This window comes from Paenibacillus sp. NPDC058898, from assembly GCF_049316025.1.
Classification (GTDB): domain Bacteria; phylum Bacillota; class Bacilli; order Paenibacillales; family Paenibacillaceae; genus Paenibacillus_AQ.
This window is the reverse complement of sequence record NZ_JBMOSM010000005.1, coordinates 218,449-237,269: the sequence shown is the minus strand read 5'-3', so window position 1 is coordinate 237,269 and position 18,821 is coordinate 218,449. Positions and strand designations below refer to the sequence as shown.

Below are 18,821 nucleotides of genomic sequence, written 5' to 3'. Positions count from 1 at the left end.
TATAACGTAATGAAGTTGGGGAGATTCAGTCCATGCCAGCTTCTTCATGCATGTTCCTAAGGATCATGTGAAATATTGAGTAGTAAATAGGAGGATGACCGATGGATAAGAGAAAAGCATTGCTGCTTGGCAGCTATACCCACCCGAAGTTTCATCCGCTGCAAGGCATCGATAAACAAATGACACACCTACTGAACGACATGTTCACCGTGCAGTGCACGGAAAATCATAAAATGCTGCATGAAAGCAATCTCTACCCTTACGAGCTCTGCATCGCCTACAGCGACCTATGGGACGAGCGCGTTTCGCCCCGGCAGACCGCAGGTCTGCTGTCCTATGTAAGTGGAGGCGGCGGCTTGCTTGTGATTCATAACGGCGTTACGCTGGCCAATCGTTATGAGCTGGCGCAGCTGATCGGGGCCCGTTTTGACGGACACCCGCCCATGGAGAAGCTGTACTTCGTTCCGGGGGAGACCGATCATGATATTACGGAAGGCGTGGAGCCTTTTGTGCTGGACGAGGAGCCTTATCGATTCATATTCAGTCCGTTTACGGAAAAAACCGTGCTGCTGCATTATGAATTTGAAGGCAAGCAGTGGCCTGCTGCCTGGTGCCATACGTATGGCATCGGACGCGTTGTCTTCTTGATGCCGGGTCATCACGAGCCGTCCTTTCTCCAACCTCAGCTGCGTTTAATGATTACGCAAGCGGCCAAGTGGGCTGCACGCGTTCCGGGTTAAGAAGCCATTTCGATACGATCGGTAGGAGGGACGCGCTTGAGCGGGAAGATACTAATTGTTGAGGACGAAGCGAAAATATCCCGTTTGCTTGAAATCGAGCTGGAGAGTGAAGGATATCAGGTCACCAAGGCAGATAACGGGCTGGATGCGCTGGAGGCATACCGAAGTCAGGACGTCGATTTAATTCTGCTGGACGTTATGCTCCCCGGTTTGAGCGGGATTGAGCTGCTGCGGCGGATTCGTGCCCATGATTCCCACACAGCCGTACTGCTGCTGACAGCCAAAAGTTCCGTGGAGGATAAAGTATCGGGGCTTGATCTTGGAGCCAATGATTATATTACGAAGCCGTTTCAGATCGAAGAGCTGCTGGCGCGGATTCGTGCTGCGCTGCGGCTCCAAGGCAAGCAGGAGCCGGAAGAGCAGGTGGCAGGAGAGTGGCTTACAGCGGCGGATTTGAAATTGAACGAAGGTACACGGGAAGTCATTCGCGATGGCAGAAGGATCGGTCTGACGCCGCGTGAATTTGACTTGCTCGTATACTTACTGAAGAACAAACGGCAGGTGCTGAACCGCGAGCAGATTCTCACTGCCGTATGGGGATACGATTATTACGGCGACACCAACGTCGTCGATGTATATATACGTTATGTCCGCAAGAAAATCGATCATGACAGCACATCCGAGCTCATTCACACCGTCCGCGGTGTCGGCTATGTGTTGAAAGAGACCCCATGAAGCTGAGCAGTAAAATCCACCTCTATTCATCGGTGCTGATGGCGGCCATTCTGATTGTCATGAACTTATCCGTATACTATGTGTTCAGCAAAATGACGGTGGACAGCCAGCTGGAGCAAGCGGAAGCCGAGGACTCCAGAATATCGAGGGAAATGGCCAAGGCTGCGGATACGATTCCGGTGGGCGAATTGCTTCGGAGCTATGTGCCGCTGGACGGGAAGATCCAATTGCTCGGACCCAATGAACGGTATCCATCTACTTGGGTGACTTCCTCCGGGGAGGATATGGATGAGCTCAAGCTGCCTTACGATACGAAGAGGCAGATGAAGGTTGTCGAGTATGAAAATATCCGGTACACGATGGTTTCCCTGCCCCTCATCTGGAGAGACGGGGTCGTGGTCAATATCCAGGTCGCCCGCAGTCTTGCCGCTACGATGGAGACGCTCCAAGTGCTGCGAATCGTGCTGGTCGCCGTAACCGCAATTGCCTTAGTTCCGGTCATCATCTCGACGCGGATATTGGGGCGTTTAATCGTGCAGCCGATTACGGCTTTGATCCAAACGATGCGGGAGATCCGGCAAAGCGGGCGGTTTCGGCGAATCGAGCTGAAGGAGAAGTCGAAGGATGAATTGGTGGAGATGGGGGCTGCATTCAACGATATGATTACGCTGCTGGAGAGCAATCATGCAAGGCAGGAGCAATTCGTGTCCAATGCTTCCCATGAGTTAAAGACACCGCTTACCATCATCGAGAGTTACGCCAGTTTGTTGAAGCGGCGAGGTCTGGACCGGCCCGAGCTATTCATGGAATCCGTTGAAGCGATCCATTCGGAAGCGATCCGGATGAAGGAGCTGACGGAGCAGCTGCTGCTGCTTGCCCGCAATCAGGATCAATGGCAGGTCGAAATGGAGCAGGTGGATCTGGTGACATTATCGGAGTCTTCCGCGCGCGCATTTCGCGATGCCTATAACCGCACGGTGGAGGTTGAAGCCGATGGCGGGGTTCTGGGCTGGACGGACAGCCGCAGGCTGAAGCAGCTCTTGTTCATTCTACTGGATAATGCGCGCAAATACAGCGATGAGCATATCGTCATCCAGGTTGGCAGGAAGCCAGCGGAAGTTTATATCCGGGTCATCGACCGCGGAATCGGCATTGCCAAAGATGAGCTGGAGCACGTCTTCGACCGTTTCTACCGGGTGGACGAGGCTCGTACCCGCCGGGGTGGGGGCGCCGGCCTTGGTCTTTCCTTGGCAAAGGATATCGCAGAGGCCATCTCGGCTTCGATAGAGCTAGATAGCCTGCCAGGTGTGGGTACAACCGCCACGATTCGGCTTCAAGCAACGAAATAAAAGGCTGCCCACTTCCCTTTTTCTCATCGTATTCTAACCATGCTGCGCTATACTGACGGTAAAGACAGATTGTATCCGAGGTGATTCGATGCGTAAAAAAGTCAGTCTGCTGCTGGGTGTCGTGATGCTGGTAGCGGTTTTGATTATTGTGAATGCGGTATGGAGTCCTTTTAGCCCTTCAACTTCCGCCATGTCAACGGATGAAGTGGTGGAGGAGGTGCTCTCCCAATATCCTGGCGGCGAAATAACGAAGACCACGCTGGATGGCGGGGTGTATCGATTGGAGCTACAGTCGGCTACCGGAACGTATGAAATGACGGTGGATTCCCGCCAGGGCGACATCGTGTCCATCCAGCAGCTGAATGAGAGGGCATCGCAGCCGCCCACCGAACCGGTTGAGCCCACGGAGCCGGATCCAGATACTCCTCCTTCCGAGCCAGCGGATCACGGTGACAAGGAAGCAACAGGGGGAACGACGGGCGGGGAAAGTGGAAATGGAAGCGGCACTTCGGAACCGCCTGCAACGATGATTACCAAAGAATATGCGATCAAGCTTTCTTTAGAGAAGGTACCGGGAACGGTGGAAGACGTGGAATATCGCGAGAACAAGAGCAGTCGTTACTACCTGGTGGAGATCGAGCGGGAAGACGGACGTGAAGCGACCATTCAAGTCCATGCGATTACCGGCAAGATCATGACGGTGACTTGGGATGATGAGGACGATTGATGAATAGACGAGAGGTCTTGTCCGTGTTTTCTCATCGTTTTCTAATCTTTCTCTCTGAAAGCTCTCATGTTGAGAGAGTATATTGGGTTTGTAGAGATCAACAGGAGAGAATCATGAGGAGGCGTAAGATGATGAAGAAGAAAATATGGTGGGCAGGCGCACTGTCCATAGCCATCGCGGCAAGTGGAGTTTACGGCTATAACGCTGTACAGGCGGCAGGATCCGGACAGACGACTGCAGTGGGAACTCAGGCAGCAGCGAAGCAGCAGCTAATCGGAATGGAGAAAGCAGAACAATTGGCACTGGCTGCTGCCAATGGCAAAGTGGAGAGCATGGATATAGACCGGAAAAAGGGCAAACTGGTGTACGATGTGGAGATCCAGCAGAATAACCGGGATGTGGATGTATGGATTGATGCCTATACCGGCAAATCCCTTGGCGTAAGAGTGGACCGGGATGACGATGATGATCTTGACAACCTTCCAGGCAATCTGATCGGTGCCGGCAAGGCATCCGCTATCGCCGTTAAACACGTTAAGGGCGGGACGGCTGTGGAAGTGGATCTGGACCAAGATGACGGCAGATGGGTGTATGATGTCGAAGTGAAGACAGCAAACGGATCATCCGACGTAGAAGTCCATGCGGTCAGCGGTAAAGTGATCAAGGCAGAGTATGAGAAATACGACGACCATGACGACGACGATGCCCATGATGACCATCACGATTGGGATCATGGTCATCACGACGATCATGATGGGGATGACGACTAAGTCATTCTCTATCTATATGGGATAGCATTTATAAGCGAACAGGCGGATCATTTTCTTCCAGCCTGTTCGCTTTTTCCATTGTATTTTACATAATAAGCATGGCTGGAATGCAAGTTCTTGTTATCCGAATGCGGATTGCCCTCATATTTCATGTGAATTCAGGGGAAATTGATAAGGCAGCTTCTCTATACTTATGAAAGCAAGTCCAAGGATAGATGTTTTTACCAGCGTTAAAGGTTATAATGGAACCAGACAACGACCGGGAGGGATATACCGTGAGTGATCTTTTTAAGAAAGCAATCTCGTTAGGATTGGGCCTTACCGTGGTCAGCAAGGAAAAAGTTGAGAAAATCGTGGATGATCTGGTCAAACGCGGGGAGCTTGCTCCTGCGGAGTCCAAAGCGCTTGTAAATCGTCTCGTCGAACGCGGCGAAGAGGAGCAGTCGCAGATCAAGACCTATATTTATGAACAGGTGCAGCGTGTATTGTCCGATCTGGATGTTCCCAAAGAGAGTGATGTCGCCAGCCTGGAACAGCGCATTGCTACTCTGGAGAAGAAGGTTGTAGAACTGGAAGGATCGCGGCAGGAATAGATGGCGGTCCGAATCCGACATGCCGGACGTTACCGGGAAATCGCCATGGCGCTCATGCGTCATGGCTTTGGCTATATGGTGGAAGAGATGGGACTGTTTCATGTTCTGTCGCTGCCTGTTCGCTGGAGTTCAAGGGAACAGCCGGAGACGATTACGCTCGGGGAACGCATACGGCGAGTGCTTGAGGATCTTGGCCCCGCCTTCGTAAAGCTCGGACAGTTGGCGAGTACAAGATCGGATCTGCTGCCAGACCATATTATCCAGGAATTGGTGAAGCTGCAGGAGCGGGTGCCTCCTTTTTCTTCCGCGAGCGCACGGGAGCTGATTGAGCAAGAGTGGGGTATGCCGATCGATGAAGTGTTGAGTGAGTTTGAAGACAAACCGCTGGCCGCGGCCTCGATTGGGCAGGTCCATGCGGGGAAGCTGAAGTCCGGAGAGCATGTAGCGATTAAGGTTCAGCGGCCCGGGGTAGCGCGAATGATCGGGCGTGACTTGGAGATATTGCGGGATTTAATCTCGATTGCCGAGCGCCACTGGGAATGGGTGAAGCAGTACCGTGTGGACCGGATTGTTGACGAATTTGCCAGAGCGATGATGGCAGAGCTGGATTACAGCCATGAAGCCCGAAACGCAGAGAAGATAGCCTCCCAGATGTCGGAGCACGAATTCATCCGCATTCCGCGGATTTATTGGGAGTATACGTCTTCCAAAGTGCTGATGATGGAGTATGTCGATGGCCTCACGTTAAGCCGGAGGCAGGAGATCGTGGACAAGGGACATGATCTGAAGGCGATCGCTGAACATTTGATCGATGGCATGCTGCAGCAGATCTTTATTGAGGGATTTTTTCATGCCGACCCTCATCCGGGGAATTTGCTTGTCAGGGAGGACGGCAAGCTGGTCTTTCTGGATTTTGGGCTGGTGGGTCACCTCAGCGAAGATATGAAGGACCATCTGTCCGGACTCATTATTGCCTTGATGCGGCGGAATTCGGAAGGGATGATCCGGGCGATTTCCAAAATGGGATTGATCCCGGACGATTGCGATATGGATTCGCTCCGGTCGGATATGGACCGGCTGCGGGGAGAGTATTATGATGTGCCGTTCGCACAAGTGCGGATCGGCAAGGCGTTGACGGATCTGTTTGCCGTTGCCCAGCGGCACGGGATTATGCTGCCGCCCGATTTGACGCTGCTTGGCAAGTCATTGCTGACGCTGGAAGGCGTCATCGAGATGCTGGACCCGAACCTGAGCATTATCGACATGGCGGAGCCTTTTGGCCGAAAGCTATTGAAGAAGCGGTATAATACCCGCCGGATCGGCAGGAAGGTGCTGGATGGGGTGAGCGGACTTGCCGAGAGTTTGCTTGAGCTGCCCGGACAGGCCAGGCAGCTGTCGTCTCTGATCAGCAAGGGGAAGCTGCGGGTAGAGATCAGTGTTCCGGAACTGCAAACCCTGATGCGCAAGCTGGATCAGGTCAGTAATCGGCTCTCCTTCAGCATTGTGCTTCTGGCTTTCAGCATCATCATGGTGGGTCTGATTATTGGTTCATCGCTGAGCCGGGAGCCGATGATGCTGTGGAATTTCCCCGTGATTGAAGTTGGATTCATTGTAGCCTTGCTCATGGTTGCATGGCTGCTGTATGCCATTTTCAAATCCGGCAGGTTCTAACCGGCAGACTCCGTTCTTGCCCGCTTGCGCTGCTGCACCCAAGTTTGGACTCCGATGAGGATCCACTCTATGAGGTGAAAGAATACGGCAATGAGAAACGCTTGCAGCCAACCGTCGACAGGAATGCCAGGCACGATCAGGGACGCTATGTACAGCAGAACCGTGTCGGTCACGACTGTAACCGCCTGTTTAATATAGATGGAGGTATCCTTGCGAAGCAGCAGCCTTAGCAGGGTGATGATCAAAGGATGAAGGATGCCTTCGAAGATCAGGAATCCAATCAGGATGGTAAGCGAGAAGCTGAGCCATACGCCCTGACCGTCGTAAGCCAGGATTTCACCTGGCCCCGATGGCTCCGACATGGGGAACCACCGGGCATATAACAACGCGAAGAGTTCTAACGGTATAATGATAAAGGCAGACAACAGCGGGATAAGCCACAGCTTCTTCCGGAAGGGGACGACAGGCTCCCCGTCGCGTCGTGAAATATAATTCATCATCAGATTGATAAGGCCGAACAGGACCATCAGGATGAGTGCTGACAGGATGATCTGTAGGGTATGCATATCGGGGACACCTCCTCGCTGGTGCAAACTGGATATCTATATCATTGACATTACCAAAGTCAGGGTCTTTTGTCAGTTGAAAAGAAATACAACGAAAACGTTCCGGTCTACTTAGAACGAATTCGATCGGCATTTTGTTGGGACTTATATGTAAGTATGTTTGTTTGCTATATCCAATCGACCTGACGCAAGCAGATGCTAAATAATTTAAATGAGGTGGAACGTTTGCCGAACTTTCAACAGCTGGGCATTGACGAACAAAGAGTACGGAAACTGAAGGAGCAGGGAATTGCGGTGCCGACTCCGGTACAGCAAGAGAGTATCCCGCCGCTGCTGCAAGGAAAGGACGTTATCGCCCGGGCGAAGACTGGCACTGGCAAAACGCTGGCTTTCATGCTGCCGATTCTGCAGCATATCGATCCCAAGCGGGCGTACCCGCAGGCGCTCATTATTGCGCCGACACGGGAATTGGCATTGCAGATTACGGAAGAAGCCAAGAAGCTGACAGCCGGCGAGCCGGACGGGATCAAAATCCTGGCGGTCTATGGTGGTCAGGACGTGGAGAAGCAACTCCGAAAGCTCGAAGGCGGACGACATTTGATCATCGGAACACCGGGCCGATTGCTGGATCATTTACGTCGGGGCACGCTTGAGCTGGGCGGCGTGAAGCAGCTGGTGCTGGACGAAGCCGACCAGATGCTGCACATGGGTTTTCTGGATGAGGTCGAGACACTGATCCATGCACTCCCGTATCGGCGCCAGACGATGCTCTTCTCGGCCACGATGCCTGCCGGCGTGAAGCAGCTTGCCGGCAGCTATATGAAGGAACCTGTCGATATCGTCATTAAGGGGGCTTCCCCGATCCCGCTGGAGCAGATCCAGCAGGTTGTGGTCGAGTGTACGGACCGCTCCAAGCAGGATGCGCTGCGTGCCATGCTCGAGGAGCATAACCCTTTTCTCGCGATTATCTTCTGCCGGACGAAGCGCAGAGCTACTATATTGAATGAGGCGCTGCTGGCCCATGGGTATCAATCGGACGAGCTTCATGGGGACCTGTCACAGGCGAAACGGGAAGCGGTGATGAAGCGATTCCGGGATGCCAAACTCCAGCTGCTGGTAGCAACGGACGTTGCCGCAAGGGGGCTTGACGTTGAGGGCGTGACTCATGTCTATAACTACGATATGCCTCATGATGTTGATAGTTACATCCATCGTATCGGACGGACCGGACGGGCTGGGGGGAACGGGATGGCTATCACGTTTGCTGCCGGTAAGGATCTTAACGATCTACAGCGCATCGAGGAAGGGATCTCCCTTCGCTTGAAGCGCGTGCGCTATGATTCCAGTGCAGGAGGCCTTCGGGAAAGCACCGGCGGCTCAGGCAGGGATACGGGCAGACCGGGAAAAGCAAGAAACATCTCTTCGCTTGAATCTGATCAAGAACGTGGTCAAGGCAGAAGCCGGGCAGATCGCGGTACGGGTTCCAGGCGGAGCCGCGGTAGCGAGCCGGGTAGAGGAAGAGCCGGATCGTCACGCAGAGATGAGCGTGGCTCCGGACGGGCTGGAAGCCGCGACGGTCGTCCAGGCGAGGGACGCGGACCATCGTCGGCTGGAGGTCGCAGCAGCGGCAGTCGTGACGGCGGGCGTGCAGGCGAAGGCCGTGGACAGTCACAGGCCGGAACACGTGGCAGCAGCAGCCGTGGACAGTCCAGAACCGAGGGTCGGGGAAATCAAGGCAATCGCGGTGGACAAGGCGGTACACGATCTTCCGAAGGCCGCGGTGCAAGAGGCCAGAGTGGTGGACGGCGCGGTGGCCGCAGCCGCTAGCAGGTACAGGAGATTTTTGGAAGGCATCTGTTTCAAGCCAGAAAATCCCGTTTAAGTAGAGAGCGTTACCCAGTCAATGACAAGGAGGCGTTACCATGTCTGAACATAATCATGTAGTGAACAAGAACGGTGAACTGGATGTGAGTAAGGTCAGTGACGCGATGGACCGGATTGATGATGGGGAGAAGGAGAGGATCCTGGCCGATTTTGATGCCTTCCAATCCTATTTGAACAAGCGAATTCAGCTTGCCGAGAGTATTGGGTTGAATGAAGAGCAGCTGGCGCAGGCAGCAGAGAAGGTAGCTGGCTATCTGGCTGCAAATGAGGAGCCCCGGAATTCCGAAGAGAAGCTACTTCAGGAGTTATGGAAGGTTGGAACCCAAGCGGAGCAGCATCAACTGGCTCATCTGCTTGTGAAGCTGGCTCAGAAACGTACGGCTCCATAAGGCAAAGTATGAGATGGAGATCCTTCCCGGCCAACTTGCCGTGGAAGGATTTTTGGGTTCAAGAGTAGTAATTAACATACTTATAGGGATGTAGGGATGTAGGGATGTATATTAATTTCTATACATAATATGATGCATGCAAGCTAGAGCTGCTTGTCCGCCCCCTGGCTTCGGTATCCGGGTGAGGTGCAACGAAGAGGTATGGTATCTAGGTGCAACGAAAAAAAACCAGGTGCAACGAAGAGGTATCTAAGTGCAACGAAAAAACCCAGGTGCAACTAAGTGCAACGAAATCGCAGTAACGATGGCCAGAACCCCGCCGAACGCTGAGGCTAACGGACATCAGATACGTTATTTCCCTGTTATGAGGTCAATTTATCGTAATTACGGACACCACAGCCGTTATTTAGCGTGGAAACAGCCAAAATATCATCTTTTTAGATGAATAACGGATCTCCTGTCCGTTTGTTTCGCTAAAAACCCCATTTTCTACGAAATAAAGTCTCCTGAGTCCGCTAGACTTTAAGTGAACGCAGGACGCAGCTCCATCGCTCGGCAAGACTTACAATTACCGCTCTTCTGTCGCACTGCCGGCGCACGCTCTACCGTCGGCCTAACAAACTATTTGGTACATCGTGCGAACTGCTGCCTATATGATCTACAATGTCTTCATTTCATGTGAGCTTTAGAAACAACGAAGAATATGAGGGGGAGTTGCTTGAATGTCTCTGGTGATTCATGAGCAGAGAAAGCCCAAAATGCAGCCTTTTTATTGGGTGATTACATTTGAAATGCACGTGCTGGGCATACTGCTTGGCCTGGCCCTGATACTGGGTCCTTTGATGTTACTGTACCTCTGGACCAATGTCTGGACCTGGATGAGTCTGGCGGCTATACCCGCCGGTATCTTCATGATGATTCGTCTGTCCAGAAGCCTGAAAGGGCATATCTGGAACAATACGCATCTGGACGAGTACTTGTTATTCGAAGATCATATTGAGTACGAGAGATGGGACCCGGAAACGAAAGACTCCCTGAAGGGGAGCCTTAGGATCGGTGACATCAAGGAAATATACTATGGGCGATACATCTTTCAATTCAGCTATGCTTATAAGAAAAGCAAAATGACCGAATCCGTGCCTAGTGCGGAGTTAATGCCCATTATGTACCTCGTCGCGGGAGAAGGTCAGACGGAACGGGCGGTTGCCATTCCATTCACGGATCCGATGGAGGCGAATCGTTGGCTGGAGGTTATTTGCAGAAGGGACGTTCCCTTATATCTGACGTCCATCATCATTCAAGATCTGGGGGATGAATCGGTTGCGTCTTTGCTTCGCGAGGATGAGGATTTAGAGCGTTCCGAATTTGATGGCAATATGGAGCGGCAATTCCGGCCTTACCTGGACCGTCTGGTGCAGGAGAACGAGGAGGAAGACCGGGAATTGACAGAGGAGGAGCTTAATCAGCTGGAATACGAGATGAAGCTCCTCGAATACGAAGAGGCGCTGCAAAAGCGAAGATCGGCTTTCCGTGGAACCGGTTTGCTTGCGTGGCTGATTTTTCCGGTTCAGTTCGCCATCGGTTTTTGGCTGACGCGTCAGGCAGAGCTGGGGAACGCGGACCCGGAACAGCGGCTATACCCTATTCTGCTTGTTGCACTCTCCGCGATCCTGTTCTTCTTCCTGGTGAAATGGATGCGCTGGCTCCAGATCATCATGTTCTCATTGGTTACCTTTATATCGTTTATGTTCTTGGACTTTTCCGAGATCGAAACAGATCCCTCGTACCAAATGTCCAGCATGCTCCTTGCTATAGCTATGCTGTCACTGCCTGTGGTCGGTCTTTTCTATTTGGGTATCCGGTATATCCGCAAAGGAAGGGATGCAAAGAATCTGCCGCCGATGCCGGGGCCGTATCAGCCTCTTCCTGATAAAGATAAGGTGGGGATCCAGTCCGGAGACCATCTGTCAACTTAATACAAAAGCGAGAAAAACGCGCCCTTCACATTTGAGGGTGCGTTTCGTATCGGTACCTGTAGGTTTCCATAGGCTGGCTGGTAAAGGTGGTGTCGAGCTTCTTCTTCTCGCCGGGGGCAAGGGTTACGTTCTTGTACATCTCGGTGAAAACTTCCTCATCGTTCTGATCATATACGAACAAGGTAATGTGACCACGAAATGTTTGGCTCTCGTGGTAGTTGCCGGCATAGATCACAATGTCCGCATCATCCTCATTTTTATAGGCTCCAGCGTGGACCAAGATGTAGTCTTTAAAGCTTTGCAGCTCGGAACTAATCTTCTTGTCCTCAAAATTCTGATCCAAATCGGTCAGCATCGTTTCTTCTTTGTAAAGGGATTCCTGGGTGATCAGGCCAATGGGGATCGTCAGTATAAAATAAAAGGCCAGCGTCGATAGCCCAGTGCTGCGCAGCACGGTCTTCCGGTCATACCCCCCTTTGATTAAGCCGATGAAGGCAATCAGGGCCAGGACAATGACAATGAGATGCCATGGGGATATAAACATTTCGGGATACAGTTTCATTTCTTTTCCTCGCTTACTGTTGTTGAAATACGGAATCGTGCAATATTTTTCCAAACCTTGAATCATTACCCTGCTTACTTGCTGATTAAACAGCTGTTATTAGTCTATGTAAATCTTGTTTAAAGAGGTTATACATTCATCATAATGGATTTGCGGGCGACGGGGTAGAGGTCTTGGAACTGAAATTTGGTTTAGGGCCATTTATTCGATATGATGGAGGGAGATTGGCTAGGCTGTTACGCTTGAAAAGCATGCCATCGATTCAAAACAAGCCGGGAGGAGATTCGAAGATGTCAGTTTATGAATATCATGCAACCAATACCAAAGGTCAGGAAGTCTCGCTCGATCAGTATTCAGGCAAGGTTCTGATTATTGCAAATACGGCAAGCCAGTGCGGACTTACGCCGCAATACGGAGAGCTTCAGCAGCTGTATGACCAATACAGCCAGCAAGGGCTGCAGGTTCTTGGCTTCCCGTGCAATCAGTTTGGCGGACAGGAACCGGGTACAAGTGAAGAGGCCGAATCGTTCTGTCAATTGAATTATGGTGTGAATTTCCCAATCTTTGCGAAGATTGACGTCAATGGGGAAGAAACGCATCCGTTATTTCAATATTTGAAATCCGAGCAACCAGGACCGAATGAAGGCGGAGAGATCGCTTGGAATTTCACCAAGTTTCTGGTAGACCGCGAGGGTAAGGTGGTTCAGCGGTTCGAACCGAGGGATACGCCGGAATCGATGAAGAGTGCCATTGAATCTCTGCTTGGTTAGTAGCAGGAAGTAACGATTACATAACAGGGCTGTTTTCTTTGGGGGGATTTCCCTCTGAGGAGAACAGTCCTGTTTTTCTTGGACACCACTTCGGTTAACCGGATTAATTGACAGTATCATAGAAAACACTGAGCGTCAGTATCATTCCGTTAGATCAGGAGAAGCAAGATCCTTCAAGGCAGCACGTATAGGATAGATGATTCTTGAATCAACTTCATGAGGCGGGCACTTATAGCTTACCCTGATACCGAACCCGTATTCTTGGTTTAACCTAGGGCATTGGCGCTGGGGTCATCATACTGTTTAGGTCAACTTCTTTTATCATTATAACTAAGTGAAATTATGAACAATGTGTGAATAACGCGATTGCCTATTGAACTGTGAAATTAATCACATTATAATAAGAGCATGAAGTGAAAACATTCACAAATAATATGTCCAGTCACCACATTCATGCTCAACAAGCGTTACCAAGCATGAATCCAGGCAAAAGAGCTCATCTTAATCAAATATAAAGCTTCATACTTGGAGGAGGAAAAACCATGAAAGTAGCAGTTATCGGTTGTACCCATGCAGGAACGGCCGCCATCGTGAATACCGCCAAACTTTACCCAGAAGCCCAGATCACCGTTTATGAACGCAATGATAACATCTCATTCCTGTCTTGCGGCATCGCGCTTTACGTTGGAGGCATTGTAAAAGACCCTGACGGTTTGTTCTACTCTTCACCTCAGAAGCTCGACGAGCTGGGTGTTGAAACCAAGATGAAGCATGAGATTATCTCGGTGGATACGGATAAGAAAAGCTTGAAAGTTCGGAACCTGGTTACAGAAGAAATTTTTGATGATACCTATGACAAATTGATTATTACAACCGGATCATGGCCTATCGTGCCGAAACTTGAAGGCATCGATCTCAATAATATTCTGCTCTGCAAAAACTACAATCATTCCAATGCGATCATTGAAAAAGCGCAGGAAGCGAAACACATTACGGTTGTCGGAGCCGGTTATATCGGCGTGGAGCTTGTTGAAGCCTTCCAGCAGAACGGCAAGCAGGTTACGCTGATTGATAGTGCCGACCGCATTCTAAACAAATATCTGGACCCTGAATTTAGCGGCAAGATCGAGGAATCCTTCCGTGAAAAAGGGATTGAGATGGCTCTCGGTCAGACCGTGACTTCTTTCCAAGGCGAGAATGGCAAGGTGAACAAGGTCATCACCGATAAAGGTGAGATCGACACGGATCTGGTGATCCTCTGCATCGGCTTCCGTCCAAATACAGAGCTGCTGAAGGGGCAAGTGGATATGCTGAAAAACGGTGCCATCGTCGTGGATCAATATATGCAAAGCAGCAAGCAGGATGTATATGCAGCAGGCGATTGCTGCTCCGTGCTCTACAACCCGACGGGTAAAATGATGTACATTCCGCTGGCAACCAACGCTGTCCGCATGGGAACACTCGTTGCACGCAATCTTGTGCAGCCGACAACCCCATATATGGGAACGCAAGGTACGTCGGGATTGAAAATATACGAACACAACATTGCCTCGACGGGATTGACCGAAGGAGCCGCCAAGGACGAAGGCTTGAAAGTGGAGACGGTCACCATTACGGATCATTACCGTCCGGAATTCATGCCTACCTTCGAAGAGGTTACGCTGAAGGTGGTATATGAGCAAGACAGCCGCCGGATGCTTGGTGCACAGGTCATTTCCAAAGTGGATATGACGCAATCCATTAACACGCTGTCGGTATGCATACAGAATCGGATGACGATTGATCAATTGGCCTTCATCGACTTCTTCTTCCAGCCGCATTACAACAAACCGTGGAATTTCCTTAACACGGCTGGATTGCAGGCATTGCCGGCGATCGAGACGAAAACACCGGTGCATTCGTAAGCCATTCGTAATCCATTCACGAAGAAGACTCCCTAATTTGGGGGTCTTTTTCGTGTTTTTGAAGGAATATGGATTTTGACAGCGAATTGGAAAATATCCGGACATGTAGATATCGACTTTCAGGAGGTAGGATAAAGTATGAATAAAAAAGTAATGCTGGCTTCGGCTGTGTTGTTCTCCATGCTGCTGACGGCTGCTTGTTCCAATGATCAGGCTGATCCTCCCGCAGAAACTCCGCCGGCTGTTGTGGATAGCGAGGGGACAGGTCAGACGGACACATCTGAAGAGCAGCCGCCTGCAGAACCAACCCAAGAGGAGGACCAACCGTCCAACAACGCAGAGGTGAAGCCGATCGGCGAATCTGCCGCGGTGGGCGATACGGTGGATTATCACGGCACGGTCATTACGCTGAACAGCGTACGCGAATCCGAAGGGGACGAGTACTTAAAGCCCCAGCCGGGTCATACGTTTAAAGTGGTTGACATTACCGTGAAGAACAATGGCCAGGCGCCGCTGGTCATCTCTTCCGCGTTATCTTTTTCCCTGACGGATTCGAGCGATCTTAACTATACGGTTCCCATTACGGATGATGTGAAGATGCTGGACGGCACCATTGCCCCAGGCGGTGAACTGACAGGAGAAATTCCGTACGAAGTGAAACAGGGGGTTACGGGGCTGCAGCTGAGTTATGGCGATCCGATGAAAGAAGGAAGAGCCATTTGGGCAGTGGAATAAAAAATATTATATTTGTTTCGGGATGTACGAGTGATGAGAGGATTTTGCTTAGGCAATGTCCTTTTTTCTATGTCATTGTCAAGCCGTCGCTTTACATGGGGGAATGTTTTCAGTATGATTAAACCGTACAGTCGGTTTTTTATTTGGAATGGCGTTTATTGATTTTAAATTCATTTTGATTATAGGAAACAGATTTCTGCTTACTGATTGCGGACTATTATTTCCAAGCAAGGAGTGCTTACACCGATGTCTTCAGAAAAAGCGCAGCGAAAGCGGGACATGATTCTGGATAAAGCGAAGGAGCTGTTCATCCAGCGCGGGTATGCGGCAACATCCATGGATGAACTGGTCAAGTATACGGGTGCCAGTAAGGGAAGTATCTACTATCACTTTGAGAGCAAGGAAGATTTGTTCGTCAAGCTGCTGGCTAAGCAGAATCAGGAATGGATGGAGGCGTGGAACGATAAAAAAGTCCGTTACGCCAGCTTCGAGGAGAAGCTGTACGGCATTGCCGATCATATGGTCGATGACTTCCAGAATCCGCTTACCAAGATCGCGGAGGAGTTCTATATCAATCAGCCGGAGAATAAGACGATTGTGGGTGAGATGCTGGCGATTCTGCAAGGACCGCGTACGCTCTACCGCGAGATTTTGGCGGAGGGAGCGGATGAGGGACGGATACCGGCAGAAGATGTCGAGGAGATATCCGTCATTTTTGGCGCACTTCTGGATGGAATGTCGATTTCGTACTATGAACGTTCTCAGAAGGAATTGAGACTGCTGTACCATAAGGGAGTAACTTACTTTTTAAACGGTGTGTTATCGAGTCAAGGTTCGTAATGTATTGGAAGATTTATCGGAAACGCTTCTGTCGGTTTGAACGCAGGGTGGGCGTTTTCGCACATATTATTAAACCGAATAGTCGGTTTTACTGGGGGATGGAATATGAGGCATTTGTTTGGCAACCACGCGTTTGTGCTGCTGATGGTTTCGGATTTTATGCAAAATATCGGGATCTGGATCCGCAACATGGCGCTGTTGTTCTTTATTATGGAGAAGAGCAACCATGACCCGGTCGCCGTATCGCTGCTTACCGTGATTGAATACGCGCCCATCTTTGTGATCTCTATGATTGGCGGCGTGCTGGCTGACCGTTGGCGTCCCAAGCGAACGATGATCTGGGGAGACATTTTAAGCTTTTTATCCATACTGCTTATCCTGTTTGTTGTGTATGCGGGATATTGGCAGGCCGTGTTTGCGGTGACCCTGGTCTCGGCCGTTGTATCCCAATTCTCGCAGCCTTCGTCCATGAAGATCATCAAGCGCTGCTTACCGGATGAGCATGTGCCCGCGGCCACGGCTTTGTCCCAGACCTCGATGTCGCTGTTCATCATTTTGGGACCGATGGTCGGCACGACGATCTATCAAGCTTTTGGATTGCAGGCTTCTTTAATCAGCTTGTTGGTTCTATTCGGCGCTTCGGGGATCGTGCTGGCGTTTCTCCCTTCCAGTGTGGATGAACCATCTAAAAATTCAGAATCGACCGGTTCTTTTATGAAGGACTTGAAGGCAGGCTTCACTTACATCGGTTCCAGTCGGCTGCTGAAGGTGCTGTTGGTGGTCTACGTTTTATTGGCGCTCGGCAGCGGACTTGTTCAGCCGCTCGATATTTTTGTCATCACGGAGCGTCTACAGCTGGCAATGTCCAGCGTTCAGTGGTTCACCGCGCTAGAGGGTCTTGGCATGTTGATTGGCGGCGTGCTGGCCGCGGTGATTGCGGGGAGAGTAAAAGGCAACTACTTGCTGTTCGCCGGGCTTGCCTTTCTTGGATTCTCGACCTTTGTCGAGGTGCTGTCCCAATGGCCGATCCTGACAGGCACGATGCGCTTCGTAACCGGGGTGCTGATGGCGATGGCGCAGACGGTATTGATGGCCGTGATGATGCAGCAGGTGGAAGAGAAATTCATTGGTCGGCTTAATGGCGTGATGACGCCGATTTTTACCGGCATGCTGCTTATCGGCTCGGGGTTTACGGGATGGTATATGTCGGCGACCTCCATTGTGGTCGTGTATTTCACGGCAGGTGCGCTCTTCCTGCTGTCGTCCTTCATTAGCATGAAGCTTCCGATCTCGAACGTTCCGGTTCAGGAAAAGGAAACACCTGTTAGGGTAGAGACTGCCGCCGAGGCATAGGCTGCTGGTTTCGAACATGATGGTGGTATAAAGGCATAGGCTTGCCGGGTTAGAACATGATGGTTGGTAATTGCATCAACCAAGCGGTGTCGGATCCTCTCCGACACCGCTATTTTACATGTACCGCTCAGCTCGGATCGAGCGAATGAGTCAGGGCAAATCAAGAGCAGCCAGGACAGAGGCTGTCTTGTCCCCTCTGTCGCACACGATCGTGATATAATTCACGTTCTTGCTATGGAGGCTGCGGTACAATATGGGTAACTGTAACAGAAACATCAGACGCTGCATCCGAGAGATTTCAGGACGGAATGCGGGAGAAATGGGGGAGCGGCCATGGCCTATTACAAACCTGATCGCATTGCGGAGATCACCTTGGAGAACGGGGTGAAAAAAGCACATAACTCCGCCATGAACGTGATGATATTAGGATTTTTGGCGGGTGCTTTTATTGCGCTCGGCTTTTTGCTGGATATTCGCGTAATTGCCGGAGCATCGGAGGCTTGGGGAGGCATTGCCGGTTTTATAGGCGCGGCGATATTCCCTGTCGGACTGATTCTTGTATTGCTAGCGGGCGGAGAGCTTCTGACAGGCAACATGATGGCCGTGTCCCTGGCCAGATTCAAGAAGCGGATTTCCACGAAAGAAATGGTACGAAATTTAGCTCTTGTCACGGTAAGCAATATGGCAGGGGCGTTGTTCGTCGCTTATTTCTTTGGTCATGTGACGGGTCTGACAGGCAGCGGCGTTTATCTGGAGAAGCTGGTGGACATGGCAGGTCATAAGATCGACGACAGCTTCCTGCAGGCCTTCTTGTCGGGCATTGGGTGCAACTGGCTCGTGGCGCTCGCCGTGTGGCTGTCCTACGGATCGGATCAGATGAGTGGCAAAATTCTCGGGATCTGGTTTCCGACGATGGCGTTTGTAGCCATTGGCTTTCAGCACGTGGTGGCCAATATGTTCCTCATTCCGGCAGCGATATTTGAAGGATATTACAGCTGGGGCGAGTATCTGATGAACTTCATTCCGGTATGGCTTGGCAATTTCGTCGGAGGCGCGTTGTTTGTGGGAGCTGCCTACGGGACCGTATATTTGAAGAAGGATGATAAGGTTGAGGTCATGCTTCGCGGCGAACAAGACGCCGCACTGCCGTCTGCGCCAACTACCGGCACTGCTCAACAGGTTCATTCTGCGCAGAATGTTTCTTAATATCCCGAAGCCTGGTAAGCGTCTAGGCGGAGGGGAAAAAGCTGCGATTGA

The 18,821-nt window shown here is 51.0% G+C and carries 18 protein-coding genes; 16 read left to right on the top strand and 2 right to left on the bottom strand.

Annotated elements, in window-relative coordinates:
- The first annotated feature begins 101 nt into the window (after positions 1 to 101).
- From ACOZB4_RS15935 to ACOZB4_RS15905, 7 genes are all read left to right on the top strand, one after another.
- Entirely contained in the window at positions 102 to 740 is a 639-nt protein-coding gene (locus ACOZB4_RS15935; RefSeq protein WP_076323920.1) for a ThuA domain-containing protein, read from the top strand.
- Between the two features lie 36 nt (positions 741 to 776).
- Entirely contained in the window at positions 777 to 1,475 is a 699-nt protein-coding gene (locus ACOZB4_RS15930; protein ID WP_379409901.1) for a response regulator transcription factor, read from the top strand.
- Positions 1,472 to 2,824 carry a sensor histidine kinase gene (locus ACOZB4_RS15925; RefSeq protein WP_379409897.1) on the top strand — a complete coding sequence of 451 codons (1,353 nt, stop codon included), beginning with the start codon at positions 1,472 to 1,474 and terminating at the stop codon, positions 2,822 to 2,824. Before ACOZB4_RS15930 ends, ACOZB4_RS15925 begins: the two co-directional genes overlap by 4 nt.
- 88 nt (positions 2,825 to 2,912) lie before the next feature.
- Positions 2,913 to 3,551, top strand: a complete 639-nt coding sequence (locus ACOZB4_RS15920) for a PepSY domain-containing protein (RefSeq protein ID WP_379409894.1) — start codon at positions 2,913 to 2,915, stop codon at positions 3,549 to 3,551.
- 131 nt (positions 3,552 to 3,682) lie between these two features.
- A complete protein-coding gene (locus ACOZB4_RS15915) occupies positions 3,683 to 4,321 on the top strand; it encodes a PepSY domain-containing protein (protein ID WP_422759568.1) in 639 nt (212 codons plus the stop codon).
- A gap of 275 nt (positions 4,322 to 4,596) precedes the next feature.
- Entirely contained in the window at positions 4,597 to 4,914 is a 318-nt protein-coding gene (locus tag ACOZB4_RS15910) for a phasin family protein (protein WP_076323924.1), read from the top strand.
- A complete protein-coding gene (locus tag ACOZB4_RS15905) occupies positions 4,915 to 6,585 on the top strand; it encodes an ABC1 kinase family protein (RefSeq protein WP_379409886.1) in 1,671 nt (556 codons plus the stop codon). It begins immediately after the preceding gene.
- Here ACOZB4_RS15905 and ACOZB4_RS15900 read toward each other — a convergent pair.
- Complete coding sequence (locus tag ACOZB4_RS15900) at positions 6,582 to 7,151, bottom strand: hypothetical protein (protein WP_379409883.1); 570 nt, start codon at positions 7,149 to 7,151, stop codon at positions 6,582 to 6,584. The two genes, ACOZB4_RS15905 and ACOZB4_RS15900, sit on opposite strands and share 4 nt — an antisense overlap.
- A gap of 195 nt (positions 7,152 to 7,346) precedes the next feature.
- Here ACOZB4_RS15900 and ACOZB4_RS15895 point away from each other — a divergent pair, with 195 nt between their 5' ends.
- The 3 genes from ACOZB4_RS15895 (at position 7,347) to ACOZB4_RS15885 (ending at position 11,400) form a co-directional block, all read left to right on the top strand.
- A complete protein-coding gene (locus ACOZB4_RS15895) occupies positions 7,347 to 8,978 on the top strand; it encodes a DEAD/DEAH box helicase (protein ID WP_379409880.1) in 1,632 nt (543 codons plus the stop codon).
- 95 nt (positions 8,979 to 9,073) lie between these two features.
- Positions 9,074 to 9,424, top strand: a complete 351-nt coding sequence (locus ACOZB4_RS15890; protein WP_076323927.1) for a DUF3243 domain-containing protein — start codon at positions 9,074 to 9,076, stop codon at positions 9,422 to 9,424.
- A 722-nt stretch (positions 9,425 to 10,146) separates the two neighbouring features.
- Positions 10,147 to 11,400, top strand: coding sequence for a hypothetical protein (locus tag ACOZB4_RS15885; RefSeq protein ID WP_379409867.1), 1,254 nt, complete (start codon positions 10,147 to 10,149; stop codon positions 11,398 to 11,400).
- A gap of 25 nt (positions 11,401 to 11,425) precedes the next feature.
- Here ACOZB4_RS15885 and ACOZB4_RS15880 read toward each other — a convergent pair whose 3' ends face one another.
- Complete coding sequence (locus ACOZB4_RS15880; RefSeq protein WP_083659735.1) at positions 11,426 to 11,962, bottom strand: hypothetical protein; 537 nt, start codon at positions 11,960 to 11,962, stop codon at positions 11,426 to 11,428.
- A gap of 290 nt (positions 11,963 to 12,252) precedes the next feature.
- On the opposite strand from ACOZB4_RS15880, the gene ACOZB4_RS15875 reads away from it, so the two are divergent.
- The 6 genes from ACOZB4_RS15875 to ACOZB4_RS15850 all read left to right on the top strand — a co-directional run bounded on the left by ACOZB4_RS15875 (position 12,253) and on the right by ACOZB4_RS15850 (position 18,770).
- Positions 12,253 to 12,732 carry a glutathione peroxidase gene (locus tag ACOZB4_RS15875; protein ID WP_076323929.1) on the top strand — a complete coding sequence of 160 codons (480 nt, stop codon included), beginning with the start codon at positions 12,253 to 12,255 and terminating at the stop codon, positions 12,730 to 12,732.
- Between the two features lie 542 nt (positions 12,733 to 13,274).
- A complete protein-coding gene (locus tag ACOZB4_RS15870) occupies positions 13,275 to 14,636 on the top strand; it encodes an FAD-dependent oxidoreductase (RefSeq protein WP_379409854.1) in 1,362 nt (453 codons plus the stop codon).
- A 138-nt stretch (positions 14,637 to 14,774) separates the two neighbouring features.
- Complete coding sequence (locus tag ACOZB4_RS15865; RefSeq protein ID WP_379409840.1) at positions 14,775 to 15,371, top strand: DUF4352 domain-containing protein; 597 nt, start codon at positions 14,775 to 14,777, stop codon at positions 15,369 to 15,371.
- 246 nt (positions 15,372 to 15,617) lie between these two features.
- Positions 15,618 to 16,211, top strand: coding sequence for a TetR/AcrR family transcriptional regulator (locus tag ACOZB4_RS15860; protein WP_379409838.1), 594 nt, complete (start codon positions 15,618 to 15,620; stop codon positions 16,209 to 16,211).
- Between the two features lie 105 nt (positions 16,212 to 16,316).
- Positions 16,317 to 17,564 carry an MFS transporter gene (locus tag ACOZB4_RS15855; RefSeq protein WP_379409832.1) on the top strand — a complete coding sequence of 416 codons (1,248 nt, stop codon included), beginning with the start codon at positions 16,317 to 16,319 and terminating at the stop codon, positions 17,562 to 17,564.
- Between the two features lie 333 nt (positions 17,565 to 17,897).
- Positions 17,898 to 18,770 (top strand): formate/nitrite transporter family protein, encoded by an 873-nt coding sequence (locus ACOZB4_RS15850; RefSeq protein WP_379409829.1) that lies wholly within the window; start codon positions 17,898 to 17,900, stop codon positions 18,768 to 18,770.
- Positions 18,771 to 18,821: the final 51 nt, after the last annotated feature.

Bases quoted from the DNA above. Each gene is read 5' to 3' on its own strand.
- ACOZB4_RS15935 (WP_076323920.1), top strand. From the start codon at position 102: ATGGATAAGAGAAAAGCATTGCTGCTTGGCAGCTATACCCACCCGAAG.
- ACOZB4_RS15925 (WP_379409897.1), top strand. From the start codon at position 1,472: ATGAAGCTGAGCAGTAAAATCCACCTCTATTCATCGGTGCTGATGGCG.
- ACOZB4_RS15920 (WP_379409894.1), top strand. From the start codon at position 2,913: ATGCGTAAAAAAGTCAGTCTGCTGCTGGGTGTCGTGATGCTGGTAGCG.
- ACOZB4_RS15915 (WP_422759568.1), top strand. From the start codon at position 3,683: ATGAAGAAGAAAATATGGTGGGCAGGCGCACTGTCCATAGCCATCGCG.
- ACOZB4_RS15905 (WP_379409886.1), top strand. From the start codon at position 4,915: ATGGCGGTCCGAATCCGACATGCCGGACGTTACCGGGAAATCGCCATG.
- ACOZB4_RS15900 (WP_379409883.1), bottom strand. From the start codon at position 7,151: ATGCATACCCTACAGATCATCCTGTCAGCACTCATCCTGATGGTCCTG.
- ACOZB4_RS15895 (WP_379409880.1), top strand. From the start codon at position 7,347: ATGCTAAATAATTTAAATGAGGTGGAACGTTTGCCGAACTTTCAACAG.
- ACOZB4_RS15890 (WP_076323927.1), top strand. From the start codon at position 9,074: ATGTCTGAACATAATCATGTAGTGAACAAGAACGGTGAACTGGATGTG.
- ACOZB4_RS15885 (WP_379409867.1), top strand. From the start codon at position 10,147: ATGTCTCTGGTGATTCATGAGCAGAGAAAGCCCAAAATGCAGCCTTTT.
- ACOZB4_RS15880 (WP_083659735.1), bottom strand. From the start codon at position 11,962: ATGAAACTGTATCCCGAAATGTTTATATCCCCATGGCATCTCATTGTC.
- ACOZB4_RS15875 (WP_076323929.1), top strand. From the start codon at position 12,253: ATGTCAGTTTATGAATATCATGCAACCAATACCAAAGGTCAGGAAGTC.
- ACOZB4_RS15870 (WP_379409854.1), top strand. From the start codon at position 13,275: ATGAAAGTAGCAGTTATCGGTTGTACCCATGCAGGAACGGCCGCCATC.
- ACOZB4_RS15865 (WP_379409840.1), top strand. From the start codon at position 14,775: ATGAATAAAAAAGTAATGCTGGCTTCGGCTGTGTTGTTCTCCATGCTG.
- ACOZB4_RS15860 (WP_379409838.1), top strand. From the start codon at position 15,618: ATGTCTTCAGAAAAAGCGCAGCGAAAGCGGGACATGATTCTGGATAAA.
- ACOZB4_RS15855 (WP_379409832.1), top strand. From the start codon at position 16,317: ATGAGGCATTTGTTTGGCAACCACGCGTTTGTGCTGCTGATGGTTTCG.
- ACOZB4_RS15850 (WP_379409829.1), top strand. From the start codon at position 17,898: ATGGCCTATTACAAACCTGATCGCATTGCGGAGATCACCTTGGAGAAC.